This window comes from Pseudobdellovibrionaceae bacterium (genome assembly GCA_020635075.1).
Classification (GTDB): domain Bacteria; phylum Bdellovibrionota; class Bdellovibrionia; order Bdellovibrionales; family UBA1609; genus JADZEO01.
Genome location: JACKAM010000003.1, coordinates 302,089 through 327,926 on the forward strand (window position 1 = coordinate 302,089; position 25,838 = coordinate 327,926).

At 50.8% G+C, this 25,838-nt stretch carries 24 protein-coding genes; 5 read left to right on the forward strand and 19 right to left on the reverse strand.

Annotated features, from left to right (window positions below; translation table 11 throughout):
- Nucleotides 1–13: 13 nt before the first annotated feature.
- The 8 genes from H6624_15965 to H6624_16000 form a co-directional block, all read right to left on the reverse strand.
- A complete protein-coding gene (locus tag H6624_15965) occupies nt 14–967 on the reverse strand; it encodes a hypothetical protein (GenBank protein MCB9085844.1) in 954 nt (317 codons plus the stop codon).
- 62 nt (nt 968–1,029) lie between these two features.
- The gene (locus H6624_15970) at nt 1,030–1,842 is read right to left on the reverse strand and encodes a DUF429 domain-containing protein (protein MCB9085845.1); all 813 of its coding nucleotides are present in this window, start codon (nt 1,840–1,842) and stop codon (nt 1,030–1,032) included.
- A 95-nt stretch (nt 1,843–1,937) separates the two neighbouring features.
- Nucleotides 1,938–2,924 (reverse strand): galactokinase, encoded by a 987-nt coding sequence (locus tag H6624_15975; GenBank protein MCB9085846.1) that lies wholly within the window; start codon nt 2,922–2,924, stop codon nt 1,938–1,940.
- On the reverse strand, nt 2,921–4,372 hold the full coding sequence (locus tag H6624_15980) for a DUF4340 domain-containing protein (GenBank protein ID MCB9085847.1): 1,452 nt from the start codon (nt 4,370–4,372) through the stop codon (nt 2,921–2,923). Before H6624_15980 ends, H6624_15975 begins: the two co-directional genes overlap by 4 nt.
- Nucleotides 4,369–5,952, reverse strand: coding sequence for a GldG family protein (locus tag H6624_15985; protein ID MCB9085848.1), 1,584 nt, complete (start codon nt 5,950–5,952; stop codon nt 4,369–4,371). Before H6624_15985 ends, H6624_15980 begins: the two co-directional genes overlap by 4 nt.
- Before the next feature lie 5 nt (nt 5,953–5,957).
- Nucleotides 5,958–6,719, reverse strand: coding sequence for an ABC transporter permease subunit (locus tag H6624_15990; GenBank protein MCB9085849.1), 762 nt, complete (start codon nt 6,717–6,719; stop codon nt 5,958–5,960).
- Nucleotides 6,716–7,663, reverse strand: coding sequence for an ATP-binding cassette domain-containing protein (locus H6624_15995; protein ID MCB9085850.1), 948 nt, complete (start codon nt 7,661–7,663; stop codon nt 6,716–6,718). Before H6624_15995 ends, H6624_15990 begins: the two co-directional genes overlap by 4 nt.
- Before the next feature lie 108 nt (nt 7,664–7,771).
- Entirely contained in the window at nt 7,772–9,064 is a 1,293-nt protein-coding gene (locus tag H6624_16000; GenBank protein MCB9085851.1) for a DUF814 domain-containing protein, read from the reverse strand.
- Nucleotides 9,065–9,171: 107 nt separating this feature from the next.
- On the opposite strand from H6624_16000, the gene H6624_16005 reads away from it, so the two are divergent.
- Entirely contained in the window at nt 9,172–9,444 is a 273-nt protein-coding gene (locus tag H6624_16005) for a hypothetical protein (GenBank protein ID MCB9085852.1), read from the forward strand.
- A 76-nt stretch (nt 9,445–9,520) separates the two neighbouring features.
- On the opposite strand, the gene H6624_16010 is transcribed toward H6624_16005, so the two are convergent.
- Complete coding sequence (locus H6624_16010) at nt 9,521–11,587, reverse strand: hypothetical protein (GenBank protein MCB9085853.1); 2,067 nt, start codon at nt 11,585–11,587, stop codon at nt 9,521–9,523.
- Between the two features lie 243 nt (nt 11,588–11,830).
- Here H6624_16010 and H6624_16015 point away from each other — a divergent pair, with 243 nt between their 5' ends.
- Nucleotides 11,831–12,076 carry a hypothetical protein gene (locus tag H6624_16015; protein ID MCB9085854.1) on the forward strand — a complete coding sequence of 82 codons (246 nt, stop codon included), beginning with the start codon at nt 11,831–11,833 and terminating at the stop codon, nt 12,074–12,076.
- A gap of 14 nt (nt 12,077–12,090) precedes the next feature.
- Here the strand turns inward: H6624_16015 and H6624_16020 are convergent, their stop codons facing one another.
- The 8 genes from H6624_16020 to H6624_16055 all read right to left on the reverse strand — a co-directional run bounded on the left by H6624_16020 (nt 12,091) and on the right by H6624_16055 (nt 18,494).
- On the reverse strand, nt 12,091–12,552 hold the full coding sequence (locus H6624_16020) for a hypothetical protein (protein MCB9085855.1): 462 nt from the start codon (nt 12,550–12,552) through the stop codon (nt 12,091–12,093).
- A gap of 2 nt (nt 12,553–12,554) precedes the next feature.
- The gene (locus tag H6624_16025; protein MCB9085856.1) at nt 12,555–15,221 is read right to left on the reverse strand and encodes a hypothetical protein; all 2,667 of its coding nucleotides are present in this window, start codon (nt 15,219–15,221) and stop codon (nt 12,555–12,557) included.
- 366 nt (nt 15,222–15,587) lie between these two features.
- Nucleotides 15,588–15,926, reverse strand: coding sequence for a hypothetical protein (locus H6624_16030; protein MCB9085857.1), 339 nt, complete (start codon nt 15,924–15,926; stop codon nt 15,588–15,590).
- Between the two features lie 110 nt (nt 15,927–16,036).
- Nucleotides 16,037–16,963, reverse strand: coding sequence for a hypothetical protein (locus tag H6624_16035; protein ID MCB9085858.1), 927 nt, complete (start codon nt 16,961–16,963; stop codon nt 16,037–16,039).
- Complete coding sequence (locus H6624_16040) at nt 16,960–17,436, reverse strand: DUF3106 domain-containing protein (protein MCB9085859.1); 477 nt, start codon at nt 17,434–17,436, stop codon at nt 16,960–16,962. Before H6624_16040 ends, H6624_16035 begins: the two co-directional genes overlap by 4 nt.
- Nucleotides 17,423–17,587, reverse strand: coding sequence for a hypothetical protein (locus tag H6624_16045; protein MCB9085860.1), 165 nt, complete (start codon nt 17,585–17,587; stop codon nt 17,423–17,425). The genes H6624_16040 and H6624_16045 overlap by 14 nt, the downstream gene beginning before the upstream one ends.
- Complete coding sequence (locus H6624_16050; GenBank protein MCB9085861.1) at nt 17,587–17,943, reverse strand: hypothetical protein; 357 nt, start codon at nt 17,941–17,943, stop codon at nt 17,587–17,589. Before H6624_16050 ends, H6624_16045 begins: the two co-directional genes overlap by 1 nt.
- Entirely contained in the window at nt 17,940–18,494 is a 555-nt protein-coding gene (locus tag H6624_16055; GenBank protein ID MCB9085862.1) for an RNA polymerase sigma factor, read from the reverse strand. Before H6624_16055 ends, H6624_16050 begins: the two co-directional genes overlap by 4 nt.
- A 184-nt stretch (nt 18,495–18,678) precedes the next feature.
- Between H6624_16055 and H6624_16060 the strand changes: the two genes are divergently transcribed.
- From H6624_16060 to H6624_16070, 3 genes are read left to right on the forward strand one after another with little or no spacing between them, the layout of a single operon-like run.
- Entirely contained in the window at nt 18,679–19,452 is a 774-nt protein-coding gene (locus tag H6624_16060; GenBank protein MCB9085863.1) for an acyltransferase family protein, read from the forward strand.
- Between the two features lie 46 nt (nt 19,453–19,498).
- Entirely contained in the window at nt 19,499–22,423 is a 2,925-nt protein-coding gene (locus H6624_16065; protein MCB9085864.1) for a PD40 domain-containing protein, read from the forward strand.
- Nucleotides 22,420–22,986 (forward strand): hypothetical protein, encoded by a 567-nt coding sequence (locus H6624_16070; protein MCB9085865.1) that lies wholly within the window; start codon nt 22,420–22,422, stop codon nt 22,984–22,986. Before H6624_16065 ends, H6624_16070 begins: the two co-directional genes overlap by 4 nt.
- Nucleotides 22,987–23,044: 58 nt before the next feature.
- Here H6624_16070 and H6624_16075 read toward each other — a convergent pair whose 3' ends face one another.
- Together H6624_16075 and H6624_16080 are read right to left on the reverse strand one after the other, a co-directional pair.
- Nucleotides 23,045–24,829 carry a hypothetical protein gene (locus H6624_16075; protein ID MCB9085866.1) on the reverse strand — a complete coding sequence of 595 codons (1,785 nt, stop codon included), beginning with the start codon at nt 24,827–24,829 and terminating at the stop codon, nt 23,045–23,047.
- Between the two features lie 89 nt (nt 24,830–24,918).
- Nucleotides 24,919–25,758, reverse strand: a complete 840-nt coding sequence (locus H6624_16080) for a class II glutamine amidotransferase (protein ID MCB9085867.1) — start codon at nt 25,756–25,758, stop codon at nt 24,919–24,921.
- Nucleotides 25,759–25,838: the final 80 nt, after the last annotated feature.

Sequence of the window (25,838 nt, forward strand, 5' to 3'; positions counted from 1 at the left end):
TCCTCGAGATCAATCAAAATGCCAAGATGAGCCAGGCCGCTAAATTCACAATAAAGCTAATGGAAGTGACAAGGGGCTTTTTCTCAGCGATTTCCTTATCGACAGATGTCATGCCCGGAGCCATGATCTCCGGATCAAAACCGGTTCTGGTACTCTGCCTAAGAGCATAACTCTGCCGCAAACGTTTCAGCTCACGCGGGAGGCGAACTAAGGACATCTCCTTGATCTCTGCCAATTTGGTGGCCCGTAAAACCTCAACCGTCACAACATTGCGATTGGCCGCTACCACCCGTCCTTCAGCAAAAATCTCGCTAGTAGCCCCGTCGATAAACAGCGGCCGCAAGTTGTCACTAAATACCCTTACCAGCTGAACTTGATCACCGGTTTCGATTAACGAATTCTCTCCAACATCGATCTTGACCAGGTACTTGTCCTTTTCCGAGTACACGGGCTTTCCGATAAGACTGTCCACTACCACAAAGCCTTGATAAGGAATTGAAGCAATAAAATCAAGAATCAGCTTTTTTGCCGCCCCAGGGATTTGCCGGGCCACGGGAATGGACGGCTGCAGGCGAAACTCGTGGTGCCACAAGAGCCTACCATAATCCCCTTCGTAGACTTTCATGTAGAGTGTTTTTGCCTTTAGGTAGGTCACGACCAGAGCATGAGCATCAAGAAGTTTGCCCAGGATAATGGCATCGGCAGGGCTCAACTCTCCCCGGGGTTGATAAACATCCTTTTGGATGAGGAAGTTTTTACTGGCAACGAGAAAGCGCCGGTTCTCTGTTAGGGATTCTCTCACCTGCCACCAGGCTTCTTCGGTCGCTTTGGTCAGACTGTTATCGGCTTGCAACGGAAAGACAGTGATGCGACGTAATAGTGGATGCTCAACCGGTCCGGAATTTTCGGCCCAGGATTTTCCCATGAAAAACATGCAACTCAAGGCAATCAGAAGTCTTAAACCCATAAAATCCATTGTACATTTGGAACTGCCCAAGGCACAGGTGTTCAGGACTTGCTCAGGACCTTCTACCAGCGAATGTTTTCGCGAGGGAATTCAATCCACGATTCGGAGCGGGGAAAACCCTTTGGCCGAGGCTCTGTTTGGCCGGTAAACTTTAACACTGCGGTCATTGCGCAGATAAAGGCCTCAAATGCAGGCGCGAACTCGATCATGGTCCGGGCGTCCTGTTCGTAGATAAAGGCTATGTCTTTTTGCACCAGCTTTTCAAGAATGGCTTCGCGGCTTTCATCCCCCCCGACCGAGTGCTTATGGAAGCGAAGGTGGGACTTGGTTACACCCAGTGCGCGGCCGATTCGCCAAAGGGACAGCTTTGGGTACACTTCAATAGCCGGCGCATCAATACGTCTTTGAAGGAATAGTGCTCTGGCAGTAAGTGGTGCAATATTAGAACCCATGGCATGAGGGGGATGGAAAACCTCTTCCAACTCTGAAGAAACATAGAGTTCGGCACACCTCTCTGTGTAAGGAGTGAACAGCTTTTTGGGGCGCTTCTTCCTATTTCTCTCCCTATAGAATTTCCACATCCACTTGATTTCAGGTTCGACACAGTCCTCGTAACCAGGGCATTTGAGGCGGCACCTGAGACATTTAGGCAGCTTAAGTGGAGTGTCAAAACCAACGGTCTCGATCTTTCCCAAACCATCAAGTAGCTGGCAGACTATTTGATCGGCCGAAAGCTCCTCTTCAGTTTTAATCCGAGGAAAAAGCTGACTCAAAAAAATCTTGTGATATTGAGGATAGTACTCAAGCAAGGCCAAACAGGTCTTATCCGTTTTTCCCCCGCCCAAGGCCAGACCGGCAAAAAGTTTGACCTTCATTTTGCCTTTTTTGCCAGAAAACAAGTGAGCCCTAGCGGTTTCACGCATTTCCCTTAAGCTTCGGGCGAGCACCTCACTGCTACTGGAGACTTGAACTAAATCTTCTCCAGAGATAGGGGGAGAATCTGGAAACCCGATGCCTGACATGCGCGCTCAACCTCGATCTTGCTTTCTGCTGGCGACCAAATGGCCACACAGCCACCGCCTCCTGCTCCACATATCTTAACAGCATCGGCACCTGCGGACAAAACCACATCTTTGAGCTCTTCGATTCGAGGACTGGAAAAATGAGGGGTCAATTGCACGCGAAATCTGTATTCTTCATTGAAAAGCTGTGGGATTTCACCCCACTTAGATGACAGCACCGCTTTTTGCATGTTCTCGGCAATTTTGTTTATTTCGCGCAGGGCTGATAAGACGTTCAAGTCGCCTTCAACCACCGCCTTGATGACCTGCCAGTTGTTGATCCCGCTGTGGTGGGGGACCCCGGTGTAGACCAAAGTCAGGTGTTTGTTAAACACTTCTCTTGGGACCTCCTGAGTCTCAAGACCTACACCGTCCGATGTGTAGTGAATAAAATGAAGACCCGCTTGGAAGGCGGGGTAGTAGTCCTGAGTTCCAGTTGGAGCATGAATCAACTTGGCTTCCAAATTATGAGCCACCTCGACAATTTGGTGGGCTGACCATTCACACCCTGACCACTGACCGAAGGCCTTTAAAAAACTAATGGTTAGGCTGGAGCTTCCTCCAAGTCCCGCCCCAACTGGAGAGTCGGACCGGGATCTAATCTTGAAACCAATGTGAGGTTGAAAATACTCGCAAACAACGCGAATTAGACTTAATTCTTTATCCTGACACTCCAGAAGTGTCGCTAGGTCAACAAAAGACTTTTGATATTTCAAGTCCTCAACAGCCACCTCAATTGTCGAACTCTCACCTGGAGTCAGCTCCACCTCGCTGCAAATGCCAATGGAAAAATTCACTGTTGTGCATCGGGGGGCAACCAATGGGAACAGTGGCCAGCAATCCAAGGTACCACCAGCCAAATCAATCCGCGTTGGACTCTTCACATTTATTGTCACTGAGAGCCCTCTGGTTCAGGCGTCATGGGCCTACTCATTGCGGCCCCACCTTCTGGCTTTTTTGGTTCTTCCTTGGGAATATCCTTCAACAAAGTTTGGCCCGGGAGCTCATCCAGCTTACTAACCACCACCCCAAGCGTGTCGGCCACCCGACTGGTTTTAACATAGTAAAGCTCCTCATCCGAATCGGTGGCCAATTCCTGTTTGGCCTTAAAGCTGGTACCCCAGCTCATGGACAACAACTCTTCCCCTTCTTGGTTACGAAGGACAACAGAATTGACCGGCGGCTTAAGCCCCTTACCCTTTTTGGCGCCAAGAAAATACTTGGCTTCAAGCTCGCTCAGCCGATCAATCAGGCCTTTTACTTTCTCCTGATCCACTTCTTTCCCGGCTGGAGGATTGGCAACTATCCAACGGCCATCTTTCTTGTCGAGCTTTAAATCTGTGAGTCTGGTTTTCAGAGTCAACTCCTGGACGGCGTCGGGCTGAAATTTAAAGGGCAGTTTTTTGTCCCTGAAGTCCCCTAAACTCTTGGCGTAGCGCTTGACCGTGTCTTCGTGAACCTTGTAGATGGTCTGTCGCTCGGAATGGTAGGCAAAGCCCTCTGTCCCACTGGCCGCTCGTTTTACTTTCATCCACCAATGAGGACCCTCGCCTTCTGCCCCTTCCAGCCAATAGCTAATAATCAAGTCGGGCTTATCCAAACCAAAATGGGCAAGGATTTTGGGTTCCGTCTCCTCGGCAACAAAATCCAGGGACTTAAAAGTCGAAGAATCCAAGGTGAATTTATCGACCTCGGATTTTGCAATCACGACATCAGGATACTGGGAGGATTTCCACTCATCTCCCTTACTTTCTAAGGTTATGTCGATCTTCTCCTTTGGCACCTGGATACGAAAGGCCACGATCTTTTTATCGGAATGGAAAAACTTCTTTTCGCGAACTTCATTGGCTTTCTTCTTGCCGAGCTTGGCCCAATCACTTGAACCCACCAGCAGGCGGTCCCCTTGACGAATAAAGTGAGAATCATCGTAGGCCTTTTCCTGGCTGACCTCAATGGCTTTACGCTCCCCACCTGGGCCTACGAGCTCCACTTTTGTGGTCGAATTTTCCAGGCCGTAATCTGCCCAACTCTGATTGTTTTCCTCAACGACCTTGGCCACCTGAGAGAGAATCGAGGACAAGAAACTGGTAACCATAAAATCATCAGTACGATCAGAAACCGGCTCCTTCAGGCGCCAGTTATCGCCTTCCCGCACAATAACCAGCCCTCCATCATCATGCCGAAGGGAGATTTCCTGGATGTCCTTTTCCTCCCAGGAAAACAACCGGTCTTCCTTGGCCTCAGCCGCCTCGTTCTTCTCCCCTCTCTTCATCTCAAAGACGGCATAGCCAACAACCGCAGCCACCACCAGGGCAAAAACCAGAGTCGAGCGAAAGGACTTCATGCCCCCCTCCTTCTAAACCATACGACGCCACTGGAAATCAAAAGAGCAAGAGGAAGTAGCAGACCTGCAATCACCACAATCACCCTTGTGGTGGCCGACATGGTGAGCTGGGTACCCTCCGCCTTCTTGGGACGAATGCTGATAAGGTCAGCCTCCTTCGCCAAGTAAGACATGGCATTCAGAACCAAATCGCGGTTGATCCCCTGTACAATCCAGGCATTGGTGACAAAGTCACTGTCACCAAAAACCACGGCCGCAAAATTCTCACTGGACTCCTCTGCTTTACTCGTGCCATCAGGGTTTTCGATGGTTCGGCCAGGAAGCCTGCCCTCGGTGGACACTGCCAAACTAAAAGGCTGACGGGATGATTCGGGTTTGTTCGCTTTGCTGATATCTGAAACAGAATAGCTCGCCTCATTGGTCTTTACGAGTTCGAAAATCTTAAGACTTCCGGGCGCATCCGGAGCCTTCTTTACCTGACTGGCCAATGGGAAGGCTGTGAAGTTTTGGCCTGAGCGAAAGGCCCGAGTGATATCGCTGGTGCGGTCAAAGTTCACGCCCAGGGCTTCTCCCGCGTCCCGCTGAGCTAAAAAGTTAAACTCATTGACCAGAAAATTGTTGGCAAACTCCACGCCAAAGGTTTTCACCAGTTGGGCCACATTGGTCCGCTCACCAGGGTCGGCGGCCACAAAGAAGCGACCACCCTTACGGGCAAATTCACGCAGGATCTCCAACTCGCGGTCCTGAAACTGAGAAGTGGGACCAACGATGGCAAGGATGGCTGCGTCAGCCGGAAGATCCGGCTTTTCTAGAAGGGAAATAGTGTCGACAACAAAAGACGAGTCTTCCAAGCCCTGCTTGAGCATTGACAGACCCTGGTCGTTACCTTCATCACCATCGACGGCTTTTTCTCCATGACCGGTCAAAAAGTAGATCTTTTTCTTTTCCGTGCGCGTGGCCTTAATCAGGGCTGTGGTGAGCTGCTCTTCTCGCAATGGCTGCTGAGCACGAATTTTCTGACCCTGGTATTCCACAAATAGAACCAGTCCGGGCTCCCCTTTGACATCTTTCAGGTACTTCTGAGCCACCGCATGCTCTCTGTAGGAATCGACGAAGCGAACCTTCACCTTGCTCGAAGCCTCCTCAAACATACTCAACTGATCCTTAATCTGCAGCTTGGCATCCTGATCCTTTTGCCCGCGATAAAACACCAGTATCTTGACTTCGTCCTTGAGTTCCTCAAGTACCTTTTCAGTCTGTTCAGCCAAAGAATTCAGCTTTTCAGAGGTGAGATCATAAGAGTTGTCAAAGCGGACGCTGAGCATATTGATGCCCGTTAACAGGGCAATCACCAGGAGAATCAAAACTCCCATGTTCATTCCATGCTTGGTGGTCCGCAAGGCAAAGAACTCCAAATAAAACTTGAAGTCGAGCACTATAGCCAAGATTAAACTGGCGAGAAAAACACCCAGGGGAATAAACAAGAAGTTCGCCCATCCACCTAAGATAAAACGAACTGCGACCAAAATAAGAACCGACAATCCACAAAGGAGCCAGGAGATTTTTGCCCAACGACTCATGGTGATTACCTCCAGCGAGAAGATTCAACAACACGTTCAGTGAGGAACACGAAAAAAGCCATGGTACTGGCAAAGAAGACCACTGAACTCAATTTTAAACTACCCTTAAGAAAGGCGACGAACTGTTGGGGCACCGAAATGTGCTCCATAATAGCGGTTATCAACGGTTGGTCGCTCATCTCTGCCGCCTGCCCAAGAAACCACAGAGCCAGGTTGAGTATCAAAGCCATCACCACCGCCAGTACCACTGATTCCGTGACCGACGAGGCAAACAGTCCAACAGCGACATAAATTCCCGTCACCATGGCCATTCCCAAGTAGGATGAAATCAAAGGCCCCATGGAGTAGTCTGTAAAAATGGCCGTCCCCAAGGGATAAAGTGCGGAAATTCCCAGCAACACGAGGCCAGTACCAAAAGCGGCCAAGAACTTGCCCACGGCAATTTGTGCCGCCGTGATCGGCACGGTCAAAAGCAGGTCATAGGTGCGGAGTTTTTTTTCTTCTGCCAAAAGCCTCATGGTCAGGGCCGGAATAGCAAAAATCAAAATAATGTTGGCCCGGGCAATATGGGAAGCAAACAAGGTTTGATGGATATTAATCCCCCCCTGCTGAAAGGCGCGGGCAGATATCCTCTCAAACTGAAATATCTGGGGCAGATAGTTGTAGCTCCAAATACAGGCGCAAAGTCCAGCCACCATAAGGAACATCGGACTAGTGACGAGAACACGAAAATCCTTCCAAGCGACGGTGAGTACCCCTCGAATCACAGCGCACCTCCCTGAGTGTCAACTTGATCGCGATCTGCTGTTAGCTGAATAAAAATATCTTCCAGATCCATATTCATGGATTTCATCTCTAAGAGTCCTGCCCCTTCGGCCACCACCAGATTAGCGACGGCTTCCGTCGTGTCTTCGTTACCATCTGAATCAATTTGAAAAATGTTTCCTTCTGAGCGAACCCCCTGCACACCGGCGACGTCAGAAAGACCTGTTTCTAGCCGTCCCGATGGTCTGCGCACTCGGATCACCAGCTTCTGTCCCCCGGACATGCGCTTGGACAAACCTGCCAAGGAATCCTCAGCCACAATCTGACCACGATTGATGATAATAATGCGCTCACAGTTGGCCTGCACTTCCGGAAGAATGTGAGTGGACAAAACAATGGTGTGCTGACCCTTCAAGCTGTGGATCAATTTGCGCATCTCAGCCACTTGCTTCGGGTCCAATCCTACGGTGGGCTCGTCAAGAATCAGAATTTCTGGGTCAGACACCAGGGCCTGGGCCAAACCAACTCGCTGACGAAATCCTTTGGAGAGGTTGTGGATCAATCTTTTGCGCACATCCTGAAGATTCGTCTTCTCAAGAGCCGCATCCACCATGGAATTGAGGTTGGCAGTGGGGACGCCTCTTAATCGGGCGACATACTTTAAATAGTCCTGAACAAACATATCCATGTACACCGGCGGCGTCTCCGGCAAATAACCAATGCGCTTTTTCACCTCAATGGGCGATTCGAAAACATCAAACCCGGCTACTGTGACAACCCCGGAGGTGGGTGCCATATAGCCGGTAATGATTTTCATAGTAGTGGATTTGCCGGCCCCGTTAGGGCCGAGAAAGCCAATTACCTCACCTTTAGCGACTGAAAAATTCAGACGGTCAATCGCCGTGCGATCGCCATAGTTTTTCGTCAGATCTCGCACTTCAATCATGGGCCCTTACTCCTCATCAAACAGGTTGCACTTAAAATCCTAATGCTCTGATTTTCCCAGTCAAGATAGGCGATTGGTGCAACGCGGCCTGAAAAAACCACCAAGCCCCTAGGGAGTGAATTCAATGGTCAATGTGGTTTCATTGCGAAAGGTCACTCGCCCCATTTTGTCGCCCTTAATGGGGCGCACATGACGACATTCTGCAAACAGCACTGTCAACTTTTCCCCTGATTTCTGCTCGGCCTTGCGCCCAAAGGTGGCCTTGGCCACCCACTGTGCGGCCTCCTGCAGCACCTGATCAGGTACCTGCTCCCCTTTGTTACGGTGAATGATGCAGTGACTCCCTGGATAGTCGCGTAGGTGAAGCCATAGATCCCAGGCCCGAGCCTGGCGAAGAAGTTGAAGATTGTCCTTAGCCGACTTTCCCACGTAGGCCACAAAACGATCCCCCATCTCCAACTTGCGTGCCTTTACTGACCCTCCCGTACCTGGCCCCCGAGAAGGTTTCCCAGCCTTTTTTTGCTGCGGGGAAGAACTCGTCTCTCCGGCCCTCAAACTCTCCACTTCCTGGCGAAGTGACTCAAGCCGCTGCCGAGTCCCTTCCTTTTTGGCAAGGAAGTCCTTGGCTTTTTGGTAACAACGCTCCAGATTCCAGGAGAAACTCTGACCTTGATCCACAAAGTCTGCCCATTCATCAGGCACCTGTAAGGTTTGATTCTGATTCAACCAGTCGGCGACCCGACGCCAAACGAGGTCCCGATTCTTTTTCAAGTCAGATTCGATCTTCTCAATCGCCCTCTGTTTGCGGCCCAGTTCGCGTTTGAGTTCCTTGTCACCGGCCTCGGAGGCCTGCCCCCTCTCCTTGCTTCCCACTTTAGCAAACCTTGTTGCGAGCCATTGCTTGGCCAGCTCCTCCACAGATCGGTCTTCAGTTGAACCCTGGGATTCGTCTTGGCTGGCCGCAAGCTCTTGGGGCTTTTTCCACCAAATCTCTTTGCCTCCCTCTTGAACCCCAAGGTTTTGTCCATGGGGGAACAGTCGAGCCTCAACAATGCAATTGGCATCGTCATTGGCATCCAGAGAACCGAAGCGCAACCTGAGAACGCGTCCCATTCCTTCTGGCCTTTCAATTTTCACCAGGTGACGATTGACTCCGTGGGAGCGCAAAAACAAACCCAGGGGCTTCTGTTTTTTGGGCAAGAACCGGGGCTTTTGATTGAGCACAACCACCATGGGACACCGGGGAGACAAATCCCACCACAACCAGAACTCCCCTCCCGGGCCGTAAAGCTCCATCACCAAGTCCTGATCTCCGCAATAGACTCTCTGCAGGCGGGCCCCGGCCAAAGGCCTGAGAGTGGCCACAATTGATTCAATTTCGCCCAAATTGATCGGTCTCATAGTCCTGATCCTACTCTCCAAAGTATTGAATTTACAACCACTTGTGAAGTGAGCCAGGGCCCCATCCGACAAGTAATAGGTAAACCAAATAAGGTAGGTAAAACTTCATGCATCAGCAGGAACAGGACCTTCTCTACATTTGCTTTGAAAAACACCTCCACCACTATGTGGACGAGGACGAGTGTGTCGAGGAATTCACCCTTCGCGTAATCGAAGAGTTTGCCAGCATTGTTCTTCAACAGGGACATATTCCCACCCAGTACCTTCAGGAAATCCACCAGGAACTGGAAGAGGAAATTGTAGAAATGCTCCAGAAGAAGATCTATGGCCATTGGGACATTGGCCACTATCGACGGGCTATGGGCAATCAGTCCGCCTAAAATAAAACCGCCGATCCATAAATGAATCGGCGGCCTCAACAAACTCATCTCTACTCATCGAAAGATCAAATTCAAATTACTTGGCGGTGGTGCCTCTTTCCTTGGAAAGATCGCGAAACTCATTCGTAGTTACGGGTGCCGGCTGTTCCACATCACCTGTCTTTACTTCGCCGGTGGCGACTGGGGCAGGCTGCTCAGCTGTAGTTAGCCGAGGTTTCATTTCCGCCAACTCCTTTGCCTGGGCTCTCATTCGGGCAAAGCCTTGCTCGACAAGCTCGCTCTGCTTGGCTACAAGCTCGGTTCCAAAGGCCGCTTCGTTCACCGGCCGTACCAACTCCTGCATGGCCTTCATGCCGGAGATAATACACTCTGCTTCTTCTTTTTCAGCACCCTTCTTGGCCAAACAAGCGTCCACTTTGACCTCATCTTGACCAGCAGCCTGCACGCAGGGAAGTCTCTCATCAAGGGCTCGAGCCGACTCCATACATTGGCGAACGACTGCTTTACCTGCACTAAAATCTGCCATGGCAGACGGAGGAAGAACCAGTCCAGCCGAAGTGTATTCCAGGTTCATAATCTCAGAATCTTGGACGGCCTTGAAACGATAGACGGCGTGTCCAACGGCACGTCCCTTAATCTGAGGTTTGCCACCAGGACCTGAGACGATCTCTCCAGCAATCACGCCCAACAGGATATCGATAGACCGACAGGAGTCATGGCAAATGAAACTAAGATCAAGAATTGTGTTCGTGCCTTCTCCAGGTATATTGAAAACCCCAGCACCGGCTACTTTTCCACCAAGAATATCCTTGTTCAAATCAAGAGATTGCTCTTCAGCAGGGCCTTCTCCATCTTCGGAAATGAGGTTGCCCCCAAAGGTCTTGAGAATAAAGAAAGGGCGGATCTCTGTCGCCTCATCCTGAGTTCTAAAAATCAAACCGAATACCGGCAACAAGGCGGCAAAATGATCATTCAGATTAGACTTTGCCGCTGCCCGCGCCTTATCCAGCATTTCTGCACTCACCGTCGCGCCAGGGCCAACTTGAAACTGAGCCAAAAGCGCAGCATTGGTTTCAAGGTCACCACCCATTTGTGGTTTGCGAATTTTAACGCCATTAACGACTTCAAACTCACCGTCTCCTGATTCCACGGCCGCGGCGGGTGCCGGCTGCTCTTCAACACCCGTTTTCACTTCACCAGTGGCAACGGGAGCGGGCTGCTCTTCAACATCCGTCTTCACTTCACCGGTGGCAACGGGGGCGGGTTGCTCTTCAACACCCGTCTTCACTTCACCGGTGGCAACGGGAGCGGGCTGCTCTTCAACTCCAGTCTTCACTTCACCGGAAGCCAAAGGATCGACCGCCACGGGCTGAGCCGCTGCATCGACAGGTACCGCAATCGTTTGACCAACAGTCAGAGTGCTGCCATCCGGAGCGTAAGGTGCCACGTTCGGAGCTGTTTCCACATTGGCCAAGCGCATGGCTTCATCATAGGATTTCAAACGCGAACCAAGAGAGGAGCCGATAATGGTTCCCACCCCAGTGGTCTGATTGATACTAAACATATAGGCGGCGTTGGCTTCGTTGGCTGTGACCAACACCAAAAGACTTTTACAATTTTCATAACAGGCAGCCTTAAACTGAACACCGCCGGCACTTTGATCCATATAGCTGCTGCCCGGCTCAAACTGGCCTGTCACTTCAAGGGACTTGGCCGCGGCGGCACTGCCGACAACAGAGGAGATAGTGGCTTGAATGGCAGTTCCTGAGCCAGTCTCGGAAGGTGTGGTCACCATCATATTGGCAGTGGCAAGACTCGGAGACGCCTGAACCCGAGCGATACTTGCCTTGGTTCCCAAGATCACGCCAGCAGCAGACTCGGGCAGAATTTGACTGAGCAAGGCTGCATTTTGAATATCTGCATCTGATCGTCCCATCAGGGCTTTGGCCACCAGTTGACGTGTCAACTGGTCCTGGGCTCCGCGGGCCAACTCCTGGGGAGTACCCTTACCAAGACCTTCAATACCAGTATTGCGTTTTTTGGGGCGAAATCCTCGGTTGTGATTTCCGCAGGCAACCATCAAGGATGCAACCGAAGCTGCAACGATGACTGACTTCAATATATTAGACATCTTCGGCGTCATAAGATCTCCTCGTCATCCTCATGGGCTCCTGCCCGATGATATTCTCCATCAGTGCCCTTGAGAGCAAGGGGGGTGCCAACGGCTCATTGGGCCAGGAAATAATTTCCCCGGGATTTCAGCCCCGAAAGCGACGGTTTACGACAATTATGGGGGATCAGGGACAAAATCCGTCACCCAAAACCACACCTCAACCCAATTCCCACTGTCCAAATTGTGGCTAGGATTTTGAATCTTAAGGGGCTGATGAAAGAGCCTGTAATTGATCAATTTCAGATTCAATACCAAAGACAACGCCATGGTTCGGCTGAACTGTGGATTCTCGGTCTATTGATGGTGCTCTTTGTGGGCAGCCTTTTCCAATCGAACTTGATTTCACGGATTTCAACCTCGGCTCGCCAAGATACAAGCCAAAACCCTGAAGATTTGGGCTTGATGAACGGCACTCACAGCGAAGAACGACTGCCCCAATCCCCCGCAGTCGGCTATTGACCCAGAAGCACCAGCTATCTTCCCTTTAGTATGACCCGACACTGCATATCAATGGGATGGTTCCTCTGACGATAGAACTTAGCGCTCCCGTCTGGGTCCACAATCATTTGAATCTCTTCCACCCACACCGCGCCCTGTTTGGCCACAATTATGCGGGCATAGACACTTAAGACCCCGTCCTTATCCAGCTCAGCTGAATCATAGATAAAAGTTTCCGGGGTCACGACTCCAAAATAATACACCTGGATGAGGGACTGAGGAATGTAGCGGGGAAAAAGGACTTTGGTAACCGAGTTTTCGCCAGAGGCCTCTGTCCCATCTGGCAGATCACAATCCAAAAGCAGCAGATTGTCTTTGACATTACTTGCTGACACGCTCCATGCCAATAGGAAGGCCATAGCCGAAGAGAACAATTTCAATGCCATTGCGGTTTTGTTGCCCATATGTCGATTGTTTTGCAAGACTAATACCACCATGGTTATCTCGGCCCGTAGACCCGACCAGCTAAAATTTGGTTCCGGGCCGTCTGTTCAACTCCCCAATACACTGTGATGCGATCTGCGGATCGCCTCACGCCCTGAGCCCTTAGCTCAGGCAAAAAACGAATGCCATTTTGCTTTAACTCCTTAGATCCTTCTGCCACTGCCATTTGCAGTTTTTCATGGAAGCCACCCATTTCCCAAAGCTGACGGGCTTTGCCCTGGGGATCAGTCACATCAAAACAAATATTGCCATTCGTACAGGGGCGCGGGTCGACCTTAACCGACAGTGACACCTTGCCATCTTTAGGCTGAGTGATGGCACTGACGATTCCTCCAAAAAAGCCACCGAGTTTTTTCTTCATCATTTCCGTTGCCGACCGATCGTGGACATCAAGGTCCGCCAGCACCAGTCGATAGCCGGACCCATCCCATTCGATTCGCGGCGGCTGGGACAACTTGATATCCCTCACCCGTTTCTCATTACAGGTGTAAGTCTTGTCATCAGCCATGCAGATCTCTTTAAGCAGGTTTCTCTCATAAGAAATCCGCAGCCAATCGTTAATGCTGGCGACCGAGACTTCGGAGGCTATGTCGAATTCGTTGTCGGTCCCTGCTAGGACACCATCTCGGGGGATCTTCCCTTGGCTCAACTTAGTCTTCGGAGGGCAAGGGAGTGCCGAGGAGTAGAGCCCCACCCGCAAGGACTCGCCAACGCCATTGTTAATGCGATTGATATCACTGATAATGGGTTCAACAGGAATGGAGTACAGGCAGTTGTTCCCCTCGCAGGGTGCCCCGGGCTTTCCCTGGCTGGGGTCGACCTTGGTGTCCCTTTGCCGGAGGTAAATCCCCATGCGCGTCCGATCCAAATCACCAAAGGCACGATTAAGAACGTTGGCCTCCTCAGCCACCACCGCCGCCGCATCATTTTTGATCGGACCGGAACTTTCGAGATAGTCGGAGTAGAGCGCGTAAATTTGGGCCATCTCTTTGTCCACTGGCTCAATCGTGCGGATCATGCTTCGGGAAACCGTGCGATCGTATTGGGCCAAATCACGCCCCAGCTGCTGAGCCCCCAATTCACTCTTGAGGGAATTCTGTTTGATCCAGGAAAAATCCCCCGACTGAATCGCCCGGGCCAACTGAAACTTGTAGGCTTTCAGTCTTTCTGCTCGGGCGTCCATTCTCTGGCGCAATACCGGCATATCAGCTACGTCTTGGCCCACCAACAGAGGGGCCCGATGGTACTCACCGAGAAACATCCGGATGTTGCCAAGGGTGTTGTTGACCTGACCATCGACCTTACCAATGTGGCTGGAAATGAGTTCCTCAACCTTTCCGGTGAGAACTTCATTATTAAAGAGTCCATTGGCAAAACTGCTGCCCATCATGAACCAACCGAAACTCTCTTCTGAATTAAATTCGTATTCGGCCGCCATTTCTTTGCCAAGGTCTTCATAGATCCCTTGGAAGGATGGCAAAGCCATGAGCTGTGGGTACTTCTTCCATAGCTCACGTACCCACTCGGCCTTCTGGCTATCAGGTAAATCTCGGCTAAAAGGGAGAGAGGCATGCTGAAGCACTTCGTAGGTGAGCCCTTGCTCCTTCATCTGCGCCAGCAGCTTCTTGCGCGCCGCCGGCAACTCTGATTTTGACACCCACTTAAGTTGTTCCGCCATGTAGCCATTGAGTTCTCTTTGCACATAGGGTTTCTGATCAAACTTTTTTATGATATTGAAAGTCGGCATATACTGCTTGGCCGCAACTCGATTGAGGAGATCTTCCTCAGCCCGTTTGGTTAAGGGCTTGAGTCCCACCTGAAAGGCTCCGGGCGGGATTTTTAGGCGAGTCTTGTCAGAGTCCACGCGAAATAAATCCTCTAGTGTGCCCTTTTCCGGGTGAACCTTGGCCCGATATATGAGCTTGGGAGTCTCCTTGTTGGTGGTATCCATGCGGGCCATTAGTCCACAGGCGTTGAAGTACTCCCGTTTCTTTTCAGTGAGTTGAACATTTGCACAGGTACTCATTGAGAGTTCCTTTACCGATACTTCAACCTCAAATTCTGTAGCACTAATGGGTTTGACCTTTGAGATCTCCAGATCCACGTCTTCAAACTTGAGATCTTGAAGTTTGAACTTCATTGGTTCAGGACGGGTGGCCCCGCTGGCAAACATCTCGCGCAGCTTGTTCGATAACAGAGCTCGGGGAACACCCGGGCACTTTTTGTAGAGTTCGGCCGTGCCACCACCTGAATACTGAGCAAACTCTGAAGGCAGGGCACTACCTTTGCGTTTTTTGATCCCGGCCAGCACGCGATTGATCTTGGCCACCTCAGCCTTTGCCGCGGCACTATTGGTCTGGTCTTCACCCAGGGCATCAATACGTCCCAAAGCATCGCCAATGGCATTGATCTCAGCACTAGTACAAGGTGTCTCGTAGGTAATGGGATTAATGCTCGCCTTTTTGATCACCGACTCGATGGATTCAGACTGAAAGTTGACCACTGCCTGGGTCAGGCGGGCCAGTCCTCGGGTCGTCACGGTCAAGGCACCCATGTTTTCACAGGGCGGATCACAATTTTCGATTTCATATCCGGCGAAAGCCGATTCCAAGGAGATCATGACCACAGCTGAATAGGAGAGCAGGATACACAACCCCAACATCCACCACCTGACCGGACGAACCCGTGATGCTCTATGGTTGTTGTTTCCCAACAAGATTTCCTCTCCGCCAAACACTTCAGGCCAATTTTTGCAAAGGCGAAGCCAAACCCGGCCTCAGCAAAAACCTGAGATTACAATATTTCACTAGTCTTTTCGGAAGCTTACCTAAACAAAGGGAGGCCAGTTTGAGCCCTATCTGGCCAAGGATTGTCCGCCTGTCGACAACCCCGAAAGGTGTCACCTGGACAACAGTCGAGATTGCACCACCGCCTATCAACAAAAAACCCCCGAACGTGTATTCGGGGGTGGTGAACGCCAGATGAGCACGGACTTACCAACATCTGGCGGTCAAAATCCAAGATCATCTTACTCTTGAGAGTTGTTTTCTCTCTTTTGTCCATCATGCTTTTGACGATAGATGCGACGATTGGCCTTTCGCTGTTGGTTGCGAATGCGCGCCACTTCTCCAACTGTGAGTTGACCATCTTCGTTAGCCTTCTTGCGCATATGTCCAATCCGGGCCTGCTGCCGCACCAAGCGTCTCGTTTCGGGACCATTGAGCTCACCACTGCGAACACCCTGACCAATGCGGGCCATCTGTCTTTTTTGAGTGCGCTGGATCTTCCCCCGGGGGCCGGCTGATGCCGACAGGGAAACCAGTGAAAATCCGAAGGTCAATGCGACGACTAGTATAACGTTCTTCATTTTTTACTCCTCTTCCGAAAATAAAAAGGGCCTTGCAAATCGCCCTATGTGATGGAAACACGACAGGAGGAATGAAGTTGCACAAAAACTTTGTCGAAATTTGAGACAGATTATTGGGACCAAGAGAAGGAAAATCCCGCTTGGGCAAAGGTCACATCACTACTGTCCGGAGTGTCCGGAAAAACCGTCCGTCCGCCCTGAAGCTGGAGGCCAATTCCCTTGGGGAGGTCGATCGAAAACAGTAAGGTACCGGTCACTGACCTAGTATCGTCAATGGCCGACTTGTTTTGACTGCCCTCGACACCAAAGTAAAGCTTCTTAAACTGGTAGCCAATCTCGGCAGCCCCATTGTACTTCAGGAAGCTTGATGACAGAGTCAGTGTCTCAGCAGAAAAAAACTGATTGATCCGGGAGTCCAACAGTACCGCTGTATCCACGCTGTACCAATATTTCTCCCCCGAAAGGCGAATGTTCCATTTCCCCCAGCCGCCGTATTGAATTGAAAATCCGGCCGCCGGGCTATGCACCTCCACATCCACCCCCTGGACACTGGGATGATCAGTGATTAGGTGAATCTGTCGATAGGTCGTTGTGCCCTGAAGGTTCCAGTTCTGTCCCCAACGAGCCACTGTTGCTGCCCACCTTTGCCTTTTTATCTCCCCCTTGACTCCCCAGTCCTCGAAACTAAGAGTCCCCTGGTACTCATTGATGGGGTCAGATGAAACTCCCAGACGGAAAGTCCCGGTCTTCAACTCATCGCCGTCCAAATCACTGGTATTGGAGCCTACGCCAATGAGCAAGCGGTATTCGTTGGGTAGGCGAAGATCGGCATCAGCAGAGAATGTTTGGCTTCTCTCAGAGTCAAAACCCACCATCACTTGAATGAGATTGGGCATGGACTGCATCATTTGCTCAAAGGGAAGAAGAAGTTCCCCACCCTCCTCACTGGATGCACTAGTGGAAAAGGTCAGAATGGAAAAGAAAATGACAAGAGGAGGCTTTACCACCTGCCACACCGACTTTCTAGAACCCATCATTTTCCTTGTTGCTGTCTCATTTTTTGCATCTGCATACGCCGCAATAGATAGGCATTGCGGCGGCGGTTTTGTAGGTACTTTCTTCGTAGCTCCTGACGTTTCTCCGGCGGAAGGCTCTTCCACTTTATAAACCTCTGACGAAGCATACGTCGCCTCTGTGGAGGCAACTGCTGGAAGCGCTGCCACTTTCTTCGTACTTCTTGTCGGCGGGCCGGAGGAAGATTCTTAAATCTTTTCCAGGCCCTGATGATGCGCTTGCGTTTATTTGGTGGCAGACTTTTAAACCTTGCCCACCTCTGCTTCACTTGCTCGCGTTGCTCAGGTGAAAGGGTGTTCCATCTTTCACGAATCTGCGCCATGCGCTTTGTCGAGGGAGACGAATCCTCTTGAGCCAAGGCACCTAATGTCTTAGTTAGGGTTGGTAAAACGGCCAAGCTCAAAATGCTTTGTTTAAAAAACTCACGCCGATTCATCGTTCATCTCCCCTTCTTCCATCTCCTCCACCATGGACATATCGTCCTCTTCTTCGAACATGTCCATATCGAGAAGCATCTCCAGATTATTCAACATTTCAGTGTCCACATCCTGTTGAGGCTTAGGGTTTTCTGCATGCGCTTTTTCCATTAGCCTTCCACCTCATCAAGTTCAGATGCAGCTTCCAGGAAGTCCAACTCATCAATTAAATCCAGTTCTTCTAATAATTCCATATCGTCGAGAATTTCAAAATTGGTGGCCAATTGACTACCGCCATCTTCCTTTGGCAACAGTTCCTGCCTTTTTAATATCTTGGGAACCAAAACAACTCCCAACACGACTGCCGCTGCCGAAGACCACACACTCCCCGTCACCAGGCTTTGCCACCACCAGGCTCTTCGCTTTTGCCGAGCTAAATCCTGAAGCTCAGGCAGGACGGTTTTGAAAACCTGACTCTGGTGCTCCCGGCTGGGTTTTTCCTCTATGAGTGAATCCCATTTTTTCACGATCTCACTCCCAGTGCTTCTTCAAGACTTCGTCGTGCGCGAAACAGGAGGCTCTTCACTGCTGATACAGAAGTGTCCATGTGAGCCGCCAGCTCATCATAGGTCATATCCTCTGTGAGCCAGGTTACCAGCGCCACCCGCTGAGCATCTGGCAATTTGTCGATTTCCTGTTTCACTCTTTCCACCTCTGCTAAGTTCATCACCTTTTCTTCCAGCTCCTCCCGGTCAGGGACATCGACTCCTTCGTCGCCTCCCCCCACCGAAATGGCCTCATCCAGGCGCTTGGAGTTGCGAATCACGTTGAGTGCCCGATTGCGGGTCAGAGTGTAGGCCCAGGCGATAAAATGCCCGCTCCCAGTGTAACTTGGAGCGGCTTTCACCACTTTGAGCCACACATCCTGGGAGACATCTTCTGCCTTTGCTTTGTCACCCATAAGGCGACAGGCATAGCCCAGGATCTTTCCCGCGTGACGTTCAAACAATTCCGCAAACGCCCGCTGATCCCCTTGGGCCAGCCGTTTCATCAGCTCATCGTCAGTCAAATGACTCATGCCTCTACCTTGCTGCTTCGCTGACCCAGAGGTTCACTGGAGAAACACCAACGAAGTTTAAAAGTTGCGTTTCCTTAGTATAAAATTTTTATAAGTAAAAACAAATACTTACGTTGGTCCTAACAGGTCTTGGCGAGAGCCCAAAAGTCCAGTATGAATGGCTTCTTCTCAAAAGGAGACGAGTGTGAGGCGAAGGCTGAGCGATTACCAAGTCAATGAAGATGTCCTGGACCCGGTGGCCCGGGCCGTGACCTGGTTTGGGAAGGTCTATAACGACTATGAAGTTGAGGGCCTGGAGAATATTCCCACCAAGGGGCCGGCTCTCGTGGTGTTTTATCATGGGCTCGTCCCTCTTGATCTCTGGTATTGTGGCCTCCTTTACTATCTGGAGACTGGCCGCAAGGCTAGGGCTCTCGGCGATAATTTTCTATTCAAGGTCCCTGGCCTAGGCTGGTTGGTTTCGGCATTAGGTGGCGTACCGGGCGATCCCGATTTGGCAGTGAAGCTCCTCAAAGAAGGCAATGTCGTTGGTGTTTCTCCTGGTGGAGTCCGCGAGGCCATTTCTGGGGCCGACAACGACTACAAACTGATGTGGGGACAACGACAGGGGTTTGCCCGGGTCGCTCTTGAAGCCCAGGTTCCCATCGTCCCCGGTTTTACACGAAATGTGGAAGGGCTTTATCGCGCTCCATTTGCCGGGACGGACTTCATTCAGAATCTCTACGAAAAAACTCGCTGGCCCTTGGTCCCTATTCTTGGTGTCGGCGCCTTACCTTTTCCTGTTAAACTGGTCTCCCACATTGGCAAACCGATTCCTTATGACCCAAAAGACACACCAACAACTTTAGTGGAGAAAACTCGGCAGGCGCTTGAAGTCCTGATTGAAAATAACCAACCAAAGGACAGTAGCGTTCTCTCTGGCATGGAAGAGAATTGGTTGAGTCGTCTTAAAAAATAAATCGCAAGTGACGAAGCCTAGTCGTCAATGATGTAATGATGTAGATATGAGACGACATCTTGCTTTGCTTCTACTGATTCTCTGCCTAAATCTTCCCGCCATCGCCGCCTCGGTGGACCCGGCTATCGATTGGAAAGTCATTCGCACGCCGCACTTTAAGGTCATTTACGATCAGAAAATGCGAACAGTTGCTCGTCTCTATGCCTGGCAGGCGGAGAGAGCCTATGCCTTTCTCAAGCCCATTTTCAAAGAGGCTCCGGATCTTACCCATGTTATTATCACTGACACCAGCGACTTCGCCAACGGCTATGCTGGGTTTTTACCTCTGCCGCTGATTACAGTGTTCCCTGTCATGCCCAGCACTCTCGATTCTGTTTCCTATTATGACAATTGGGCGGCAGAGCTGATGATCCATGAGTACACCCACATCCTGACCTTTGAGCCGACGGCCGGTTTTTACACACCTCTTCGCTACGTTTTCGGGTCTCTGATTCACCCTACTGGCCTTCTCCCCTCCTGGTGGCAAGAGGGTCTTGCTGTTGAAATGGAAACCCGATTTACAACGAAAGGACGACTGCGCTCGCCGGGCTATGGCGTCAATCTGAGAAATAGTGTAATGAATGAAAGCCTGCGTAAGGAAACTCTTGACCGCATCAATGAGGGCGACATCCCCTCGTGGCCCTTTGGTCAGCGCCCCTATATGTTTGGATCTCTCATCTGGAACAAATTGATCACCGAATCCGAAGAAGCTCAGGAAATCGCCCCCAACCTCCTGTCCCGATACTCCCGCCGGTTTCCCTTTTTCCTCAACGCTCCACTGCAAGAGAAAACCGGCAAAACCTACCAACAGGTATTGGCTGAACTCTACGGTCAGGTTGAAGAAAGAGCCCGAGAGCAGCTCACGCGGATTGAACAATCTAAGCTTAAGGATGAAACTCGACTAAGCCACCCGGGAACAGGACAACACAGTCCCGTAATCAGTCCTAACGGACGCTATCTGGCCTATTTAGCCTACATCCCTCGGCAAGCCGGTGAGCTGCGCTTAGTAGAAAGACCCGAAGACTCAGACGTTAGCTTTTCCACACTTCCCTACAGAGTGGCGCGAAAAATCTCAGGCACTTCCCGAGTAAGCTGGCTGCCAGACTCCTCAGGTTTTGTCTTTGATCAAATGAAAACCTACAAACGCTACTACCGATACCGGGATCTTTACCTTCACAATCTCAACAATAAAACGACAGTGCGCCTGACCCATGGGGCCCGCGCAACTGAACCCTCAGTCAGTCCCGACGGCAACAAAATTGTTTTTGTTCAACAGGCGGCCGCGACAACCACCCTGGCCGTCTATGATATTGAAAAAGAGAAAATTATCCCTTTGTTTAAACCGCCAAAGCTGCAAATGCGCATCTCGAATCCCGAGTTTGTGACAGCCAACGAAGTCATCTTCTCTGCACGCAACTTACGCGGACAGGAAGGCCTTTACCGCATAAGTCTCAACAACCCCAAACCGATTGCCATGATTTCTGAGTTTCGCCCCGCAAGACAGCCACGCATGACACCCTTTGGTTTACTATTTGTATCCGACAAGACCGGAGTTCCAAACCTTTACATTGCCAACAAATCCCTGACTGGCGCCCGTCCACTGACCAACACCAAAACCCAGATCGTCAATGCCGAGGCCGACCGGGCCACCAAAGAGTTGATCTATAGCCAGAGCTCCGCGGATGGTGCTCATCTCTATTTTTCCAAAAACGTGAACACTGCCAATCCTCCCACCCTGGATCCCTTTATTGAGGGCCGCTGGAAAAACCCTCCTGCGGGCCCCAAGCTTTCTGAAGTCAAAATGAAGGATGAGGATTTTTCATCCTGGCCTTACCTGTATCCCCGCTACTGGATTCCTTTTATCTATCCGGTGGAGGGTGGGATTTTGTTTCAAGGAACCACCTCGGCCGGGGATCCTTTGGGCAAACACAGTTATGCCATGGATGCCTCCTATGATACGGTCACCAAAAAACCTAGCTATGGGGTGTCCTATTTAAATGGCCAAACCTCCATTGACTGGAACTTGTTTTACACCGAAACCCAGGACTATCTTGCCGGCTTTGATGTGACACTCACCAATAGAGCCACCGGAACCAACGCTGGATTTTATCTCCCCAAATTGAGCGATCGCTGGCGAGGCGGACTGGGCTATGTCTATGTGGAGACAGAAACCGTGTCGGCCAAGTTCAAACGGCAAGGCCCATCTGCCTTATTCTCCTATTCTACCTTTATCAGTGGCGAGGAGGGGGATGGGGAAGATGACGAACCAAGCGATGAAGACCAACTGGATGACTACAACACACAAGTATCAATTGGGCACACTCAGTACCAAGAGGGTGAAGAACTCCTGGATTATGGTCGCACCAGCTTTTCCTGGCACCAGGTCATTACCAAGTGGCTTCCTGCCCGCCACAGCTTTGTCACACAATTGAGAGGTGCATTCGCGCCAGAAATGGACTTAGGCTATGTGGTCACCCTTGGAGATAAAACTGTTGGTGGCAACTACATTGCTAGTCTGGTGACCAGCTCGTTTTTAATGCGGGGCTATCCGTCCACCGCTTTTGTTGGCCGCAAGATACTCAACGCTAACCTTGAATATCGCTTTCCCTTGGCGGACATATTTAGAGGGAGAGATCTTTTGCCCATATTTTTCAAAGACATTTCTGCCACCGTCTTTGCCGATGCCGTGGCGGTCGATGGGGGAGCCTTTGATCCCGAGGTTGGTGGCTACAAGAGAGTCGAACTGGACAAGCAATTCTTTTCCGCCGGCCTTGAATTCAAACTGCGCACCACCATGGCCTACCAATTCCCGGTCACCTATATCATCGGTGCCTACTACGGATTTGATCAGGAAATGCAAGGGGGATTTCACCCCTTTCTGGGAATCGGCATCGGCGGTATCAGTGACATCAAAAAGGGATCGCAGTTATGATGACTAAAATTGTTACGAGTGTGATTTTACTATTCAGTACATGGTCAGCATCGGCCTTTTCCATCGACACCAATTTGTTTTATCTCTCTGATGCCCTAAGCGTGACATCAGACACCACGGCGACAAAAATGTTTTTGGATGTGTCCGTCAATTTGGATCTATCCAAAAAGGGCGATTTCACCATTGGCTGGGGGTACTCAATTATCAGCATTGGCGATGAAGCCGGTGGAACGGAAACCACCTTTGGTTTGACGGAGATGGGACCGCGATTTGGCTACTTCATCGACAAAGAAAGAAACTGGGGTATCTTTCTCACCTATAATCTGCAGGCGACGGCCGACTACAAACAAGGGAGCACCGAAGTGGAGTGGCGAGGCAGCAGCCTCAAGGCTGAGATTGGTTACCGCCCGGAGCTCACTGAGAACCTTCTGGCCGGTATGCATTTGATTTATTATTCGGCCTCATTCTCTGAGCAGCTGTCGGGTTCGACTACATTTACTTTAGTGAGTAACTCCCGGTCGATCATCTACCCAGCCTTTACCCTCAGCTATCGCTTTGAATAAACCCTGAAATTCCAGACCCTGTCACATCAACAAGCGCCGCAGTGAATTCTACAAACTATCAGGTTTCCGACTCCCGCAACCGCTCAAGAAGATCCATAAATTCTTGCTGAGACTTAAACTGCCAGCCTTTGTTGAGCCCCATCCACTCGTTGACCGAGACAAGACTATCCAGAGACTCATGCAGACTCAGGTAGTCGAGAAGGTCTTCCACCTTCTGGCGATCACTCACCTCAAGACGATCTCTCATTTGATCGAGAACCTGTTTAGAACCCAGGCGCTCATGGTCTACCTCCCTTTCCCTCTCCAACATGATTTCCTCTGGAGTTGCCTGGGCCTTACCAAGAAAGGTGACGTACTGAATACCGCCATCATCGGTTTGAATTCTATCAGTATGTGTGTCTAGGTCGAAGAGGCTCTGCCGGTGGTGCTGCTTTTTTCTAACCTCCACTGGATCTTGCCCGGCTAAGGTCAGTGCGGCATCCCAACTGCTGAGTACCAAGCGACCGGCACGAACTACCCGATCAGGCAAGAAGTGGGTGTTGGCAGCCGAGATCAGATTTCTGCCCACAATTCGTCGACCCGTGATGCGAAAAAGGACATCTTGAAGAAACAAGCTATTGTCCTTCATCAAATGGAAGGCATTCAAGGGGTACTCCAATCGGGCCAACTCCTGAATCACTCTCACCACCAGCTCACGAGACCAGTAGCGATCTCTGACTTGGTAGGGAGCCGGGTCAATTCCCGCCGCGCGGACAGCCTCGTACCAAGAGCCAAAGAAGCTCGTGGCGTATCCTACAAGACTCATAGCAGAGGCCCCATGCCCCACCTTGCGAAAGAAGAACATCATGGAGCTGGCGCGATTCATGGTTTCCACATCCTCCCGATAGAGAGAACGCCCGTCCTCATGCAGGGCACGAATCCCATCCAGCACTTCGTTTTCGGTCCACGGTCGCGAATTCTGCCGACGCAGTCGCAATGGGTTAATCCCAGTCTTTAACAGCGCCACTTCCCAGGCGGATAGGCCATTCTCTGCCGTGAAGCGACGGACGGCTGCCTTGTACACGGCAGCAGGAGTGGCCGGTATACCATGCTCTTCAAGCAACCATGACTTCAGGTTTTCAGATTTTTTTTTCTGAAAGTGGGCCGCCTGAAGGCTAATGCCCGCCTCGAAATAGGCTCGAATCGAGATAAGAACGAGATCTTCGCTCCACTGAATCCGCGTTGTGTGCCTTTGTAGACCAGCTGCCTTTCGGGCCCTACCAAGAGAACCAAATCCGTGGGGCGGCTTTTTCTTAGCCGCTTGGACAATGGCGCTGCCATTGAAGACCTTGCCAAACCGACCTTGCATTTCGCCCGCAAGTGATTCCAGGCTGTTATCGAGAAGTGGGGACTGCTCCAGGTCGACCCCTTTGGAGTCCAACCACTGCAGAATCTCGATGATGACTTTCGGATTCCAAAAACCTGTTTTTAGGGTTCTCCTGTCTTGAGCTCCCACACGAACCCGGGACTGCTCCAGAACTTTGACCCAACCACCGGTAAAATAATTTTTGGCGATGACGAGAAGAGAGGATGCCTTCACCCTCCGTCCTGAAATCCGATAGATCAACTTGGCAGTTTCCGCACTCTTGTCATTGGCCATTCCTGTGGCGGTAACGTCAACTCCCTTAGAATCCAAAAAGCGAACAATCCTGATGATTAATTCTGCACTCCAGGGCTGAGCATCGACCACCGCACTCTGCCGGACATCCGGCCGACAGGTTCCGGCCGCCATAGCAGTGACACCACTGACGAAAATGGTCAGTAATATTGAAATCTGCAATGTTCTACGAACAATAGGGGCCATTTCAGTCACCAGTGTTTAGACAGTCCCCAAGAATGCAAAGATAAGACCTAAAGGATATGGAGATTACAGACGGGCCCAGCTGATCATGGTTAAAAGTGGGTCATTTTCATGCCCCAATCCACGCCAATCATTTCCCCGAACTTAAGTGGAATCCATACATTCTCGCCACTGAGGGGTTCACTGGAAAAAATGAGGTGGTTGATGTACCCCGTCTTGGTGGCATTTTCACATTCAAAGGAAAAGCTCGGGCAAGTGTCTCTTTCTCCACAGCGGTTCTTGTAGGTGCTGTAATAGAGATTCTTACCACCCTGGTGGGCGAGCATGGCTTCTCCATCTGTTAGGAGAAAGGTTAGATACGTCTCGCCCGATGGGCCATCATCCTTAGCGTGAACTTCACCAGCCAGGGACACCACTTCAGCAACAGCCGCTCGAGCAGCCTCCGCCAAATCCTGAACAGGGCAGCCCTTGCGGCTCAAATCCACCCGGGCCGACAGCTTACTGAGAATCAAATAAAAGAATACTTCGCTGTCTGTCTCCCCAAGAATAAACCTTCTCAGTCTAGGGGCCACAGCCGACAGAAGCCGGTTCCTATGCTGGGGAAAATTCTTGATGTTCCCATTGTGGGCAAAAACCCAGCGACCGTACTGAAAGGGATGAGTGTTAAGAGGATTAATATTTCCATTGGTAGCACGGCGAATATGAGCCATCACTGTTTCTGATGAGACCACCCCTGACACGCGGCTAAATAGATTGTCTTCAAAAGCTGCCTGAGCCGATCGAATCAGGTGAGGAGAATCTGAGACGTAGTAGGCCACTCCCCAACCATCCGGATGGGATGAACTCTGGTTAGCCAGTGCATTATCCGCTCCAATCAGACTGCGGTGAACCTGGCTCTGAATGACGGATCGAAAGCCAAACAGGCGGCACATGTAAACTCTCCTTAAATCCTTATCGGTGGGCTGATACATAAAGTTAACACAAGCGACGAAGACGGACAACGCGCATAGTT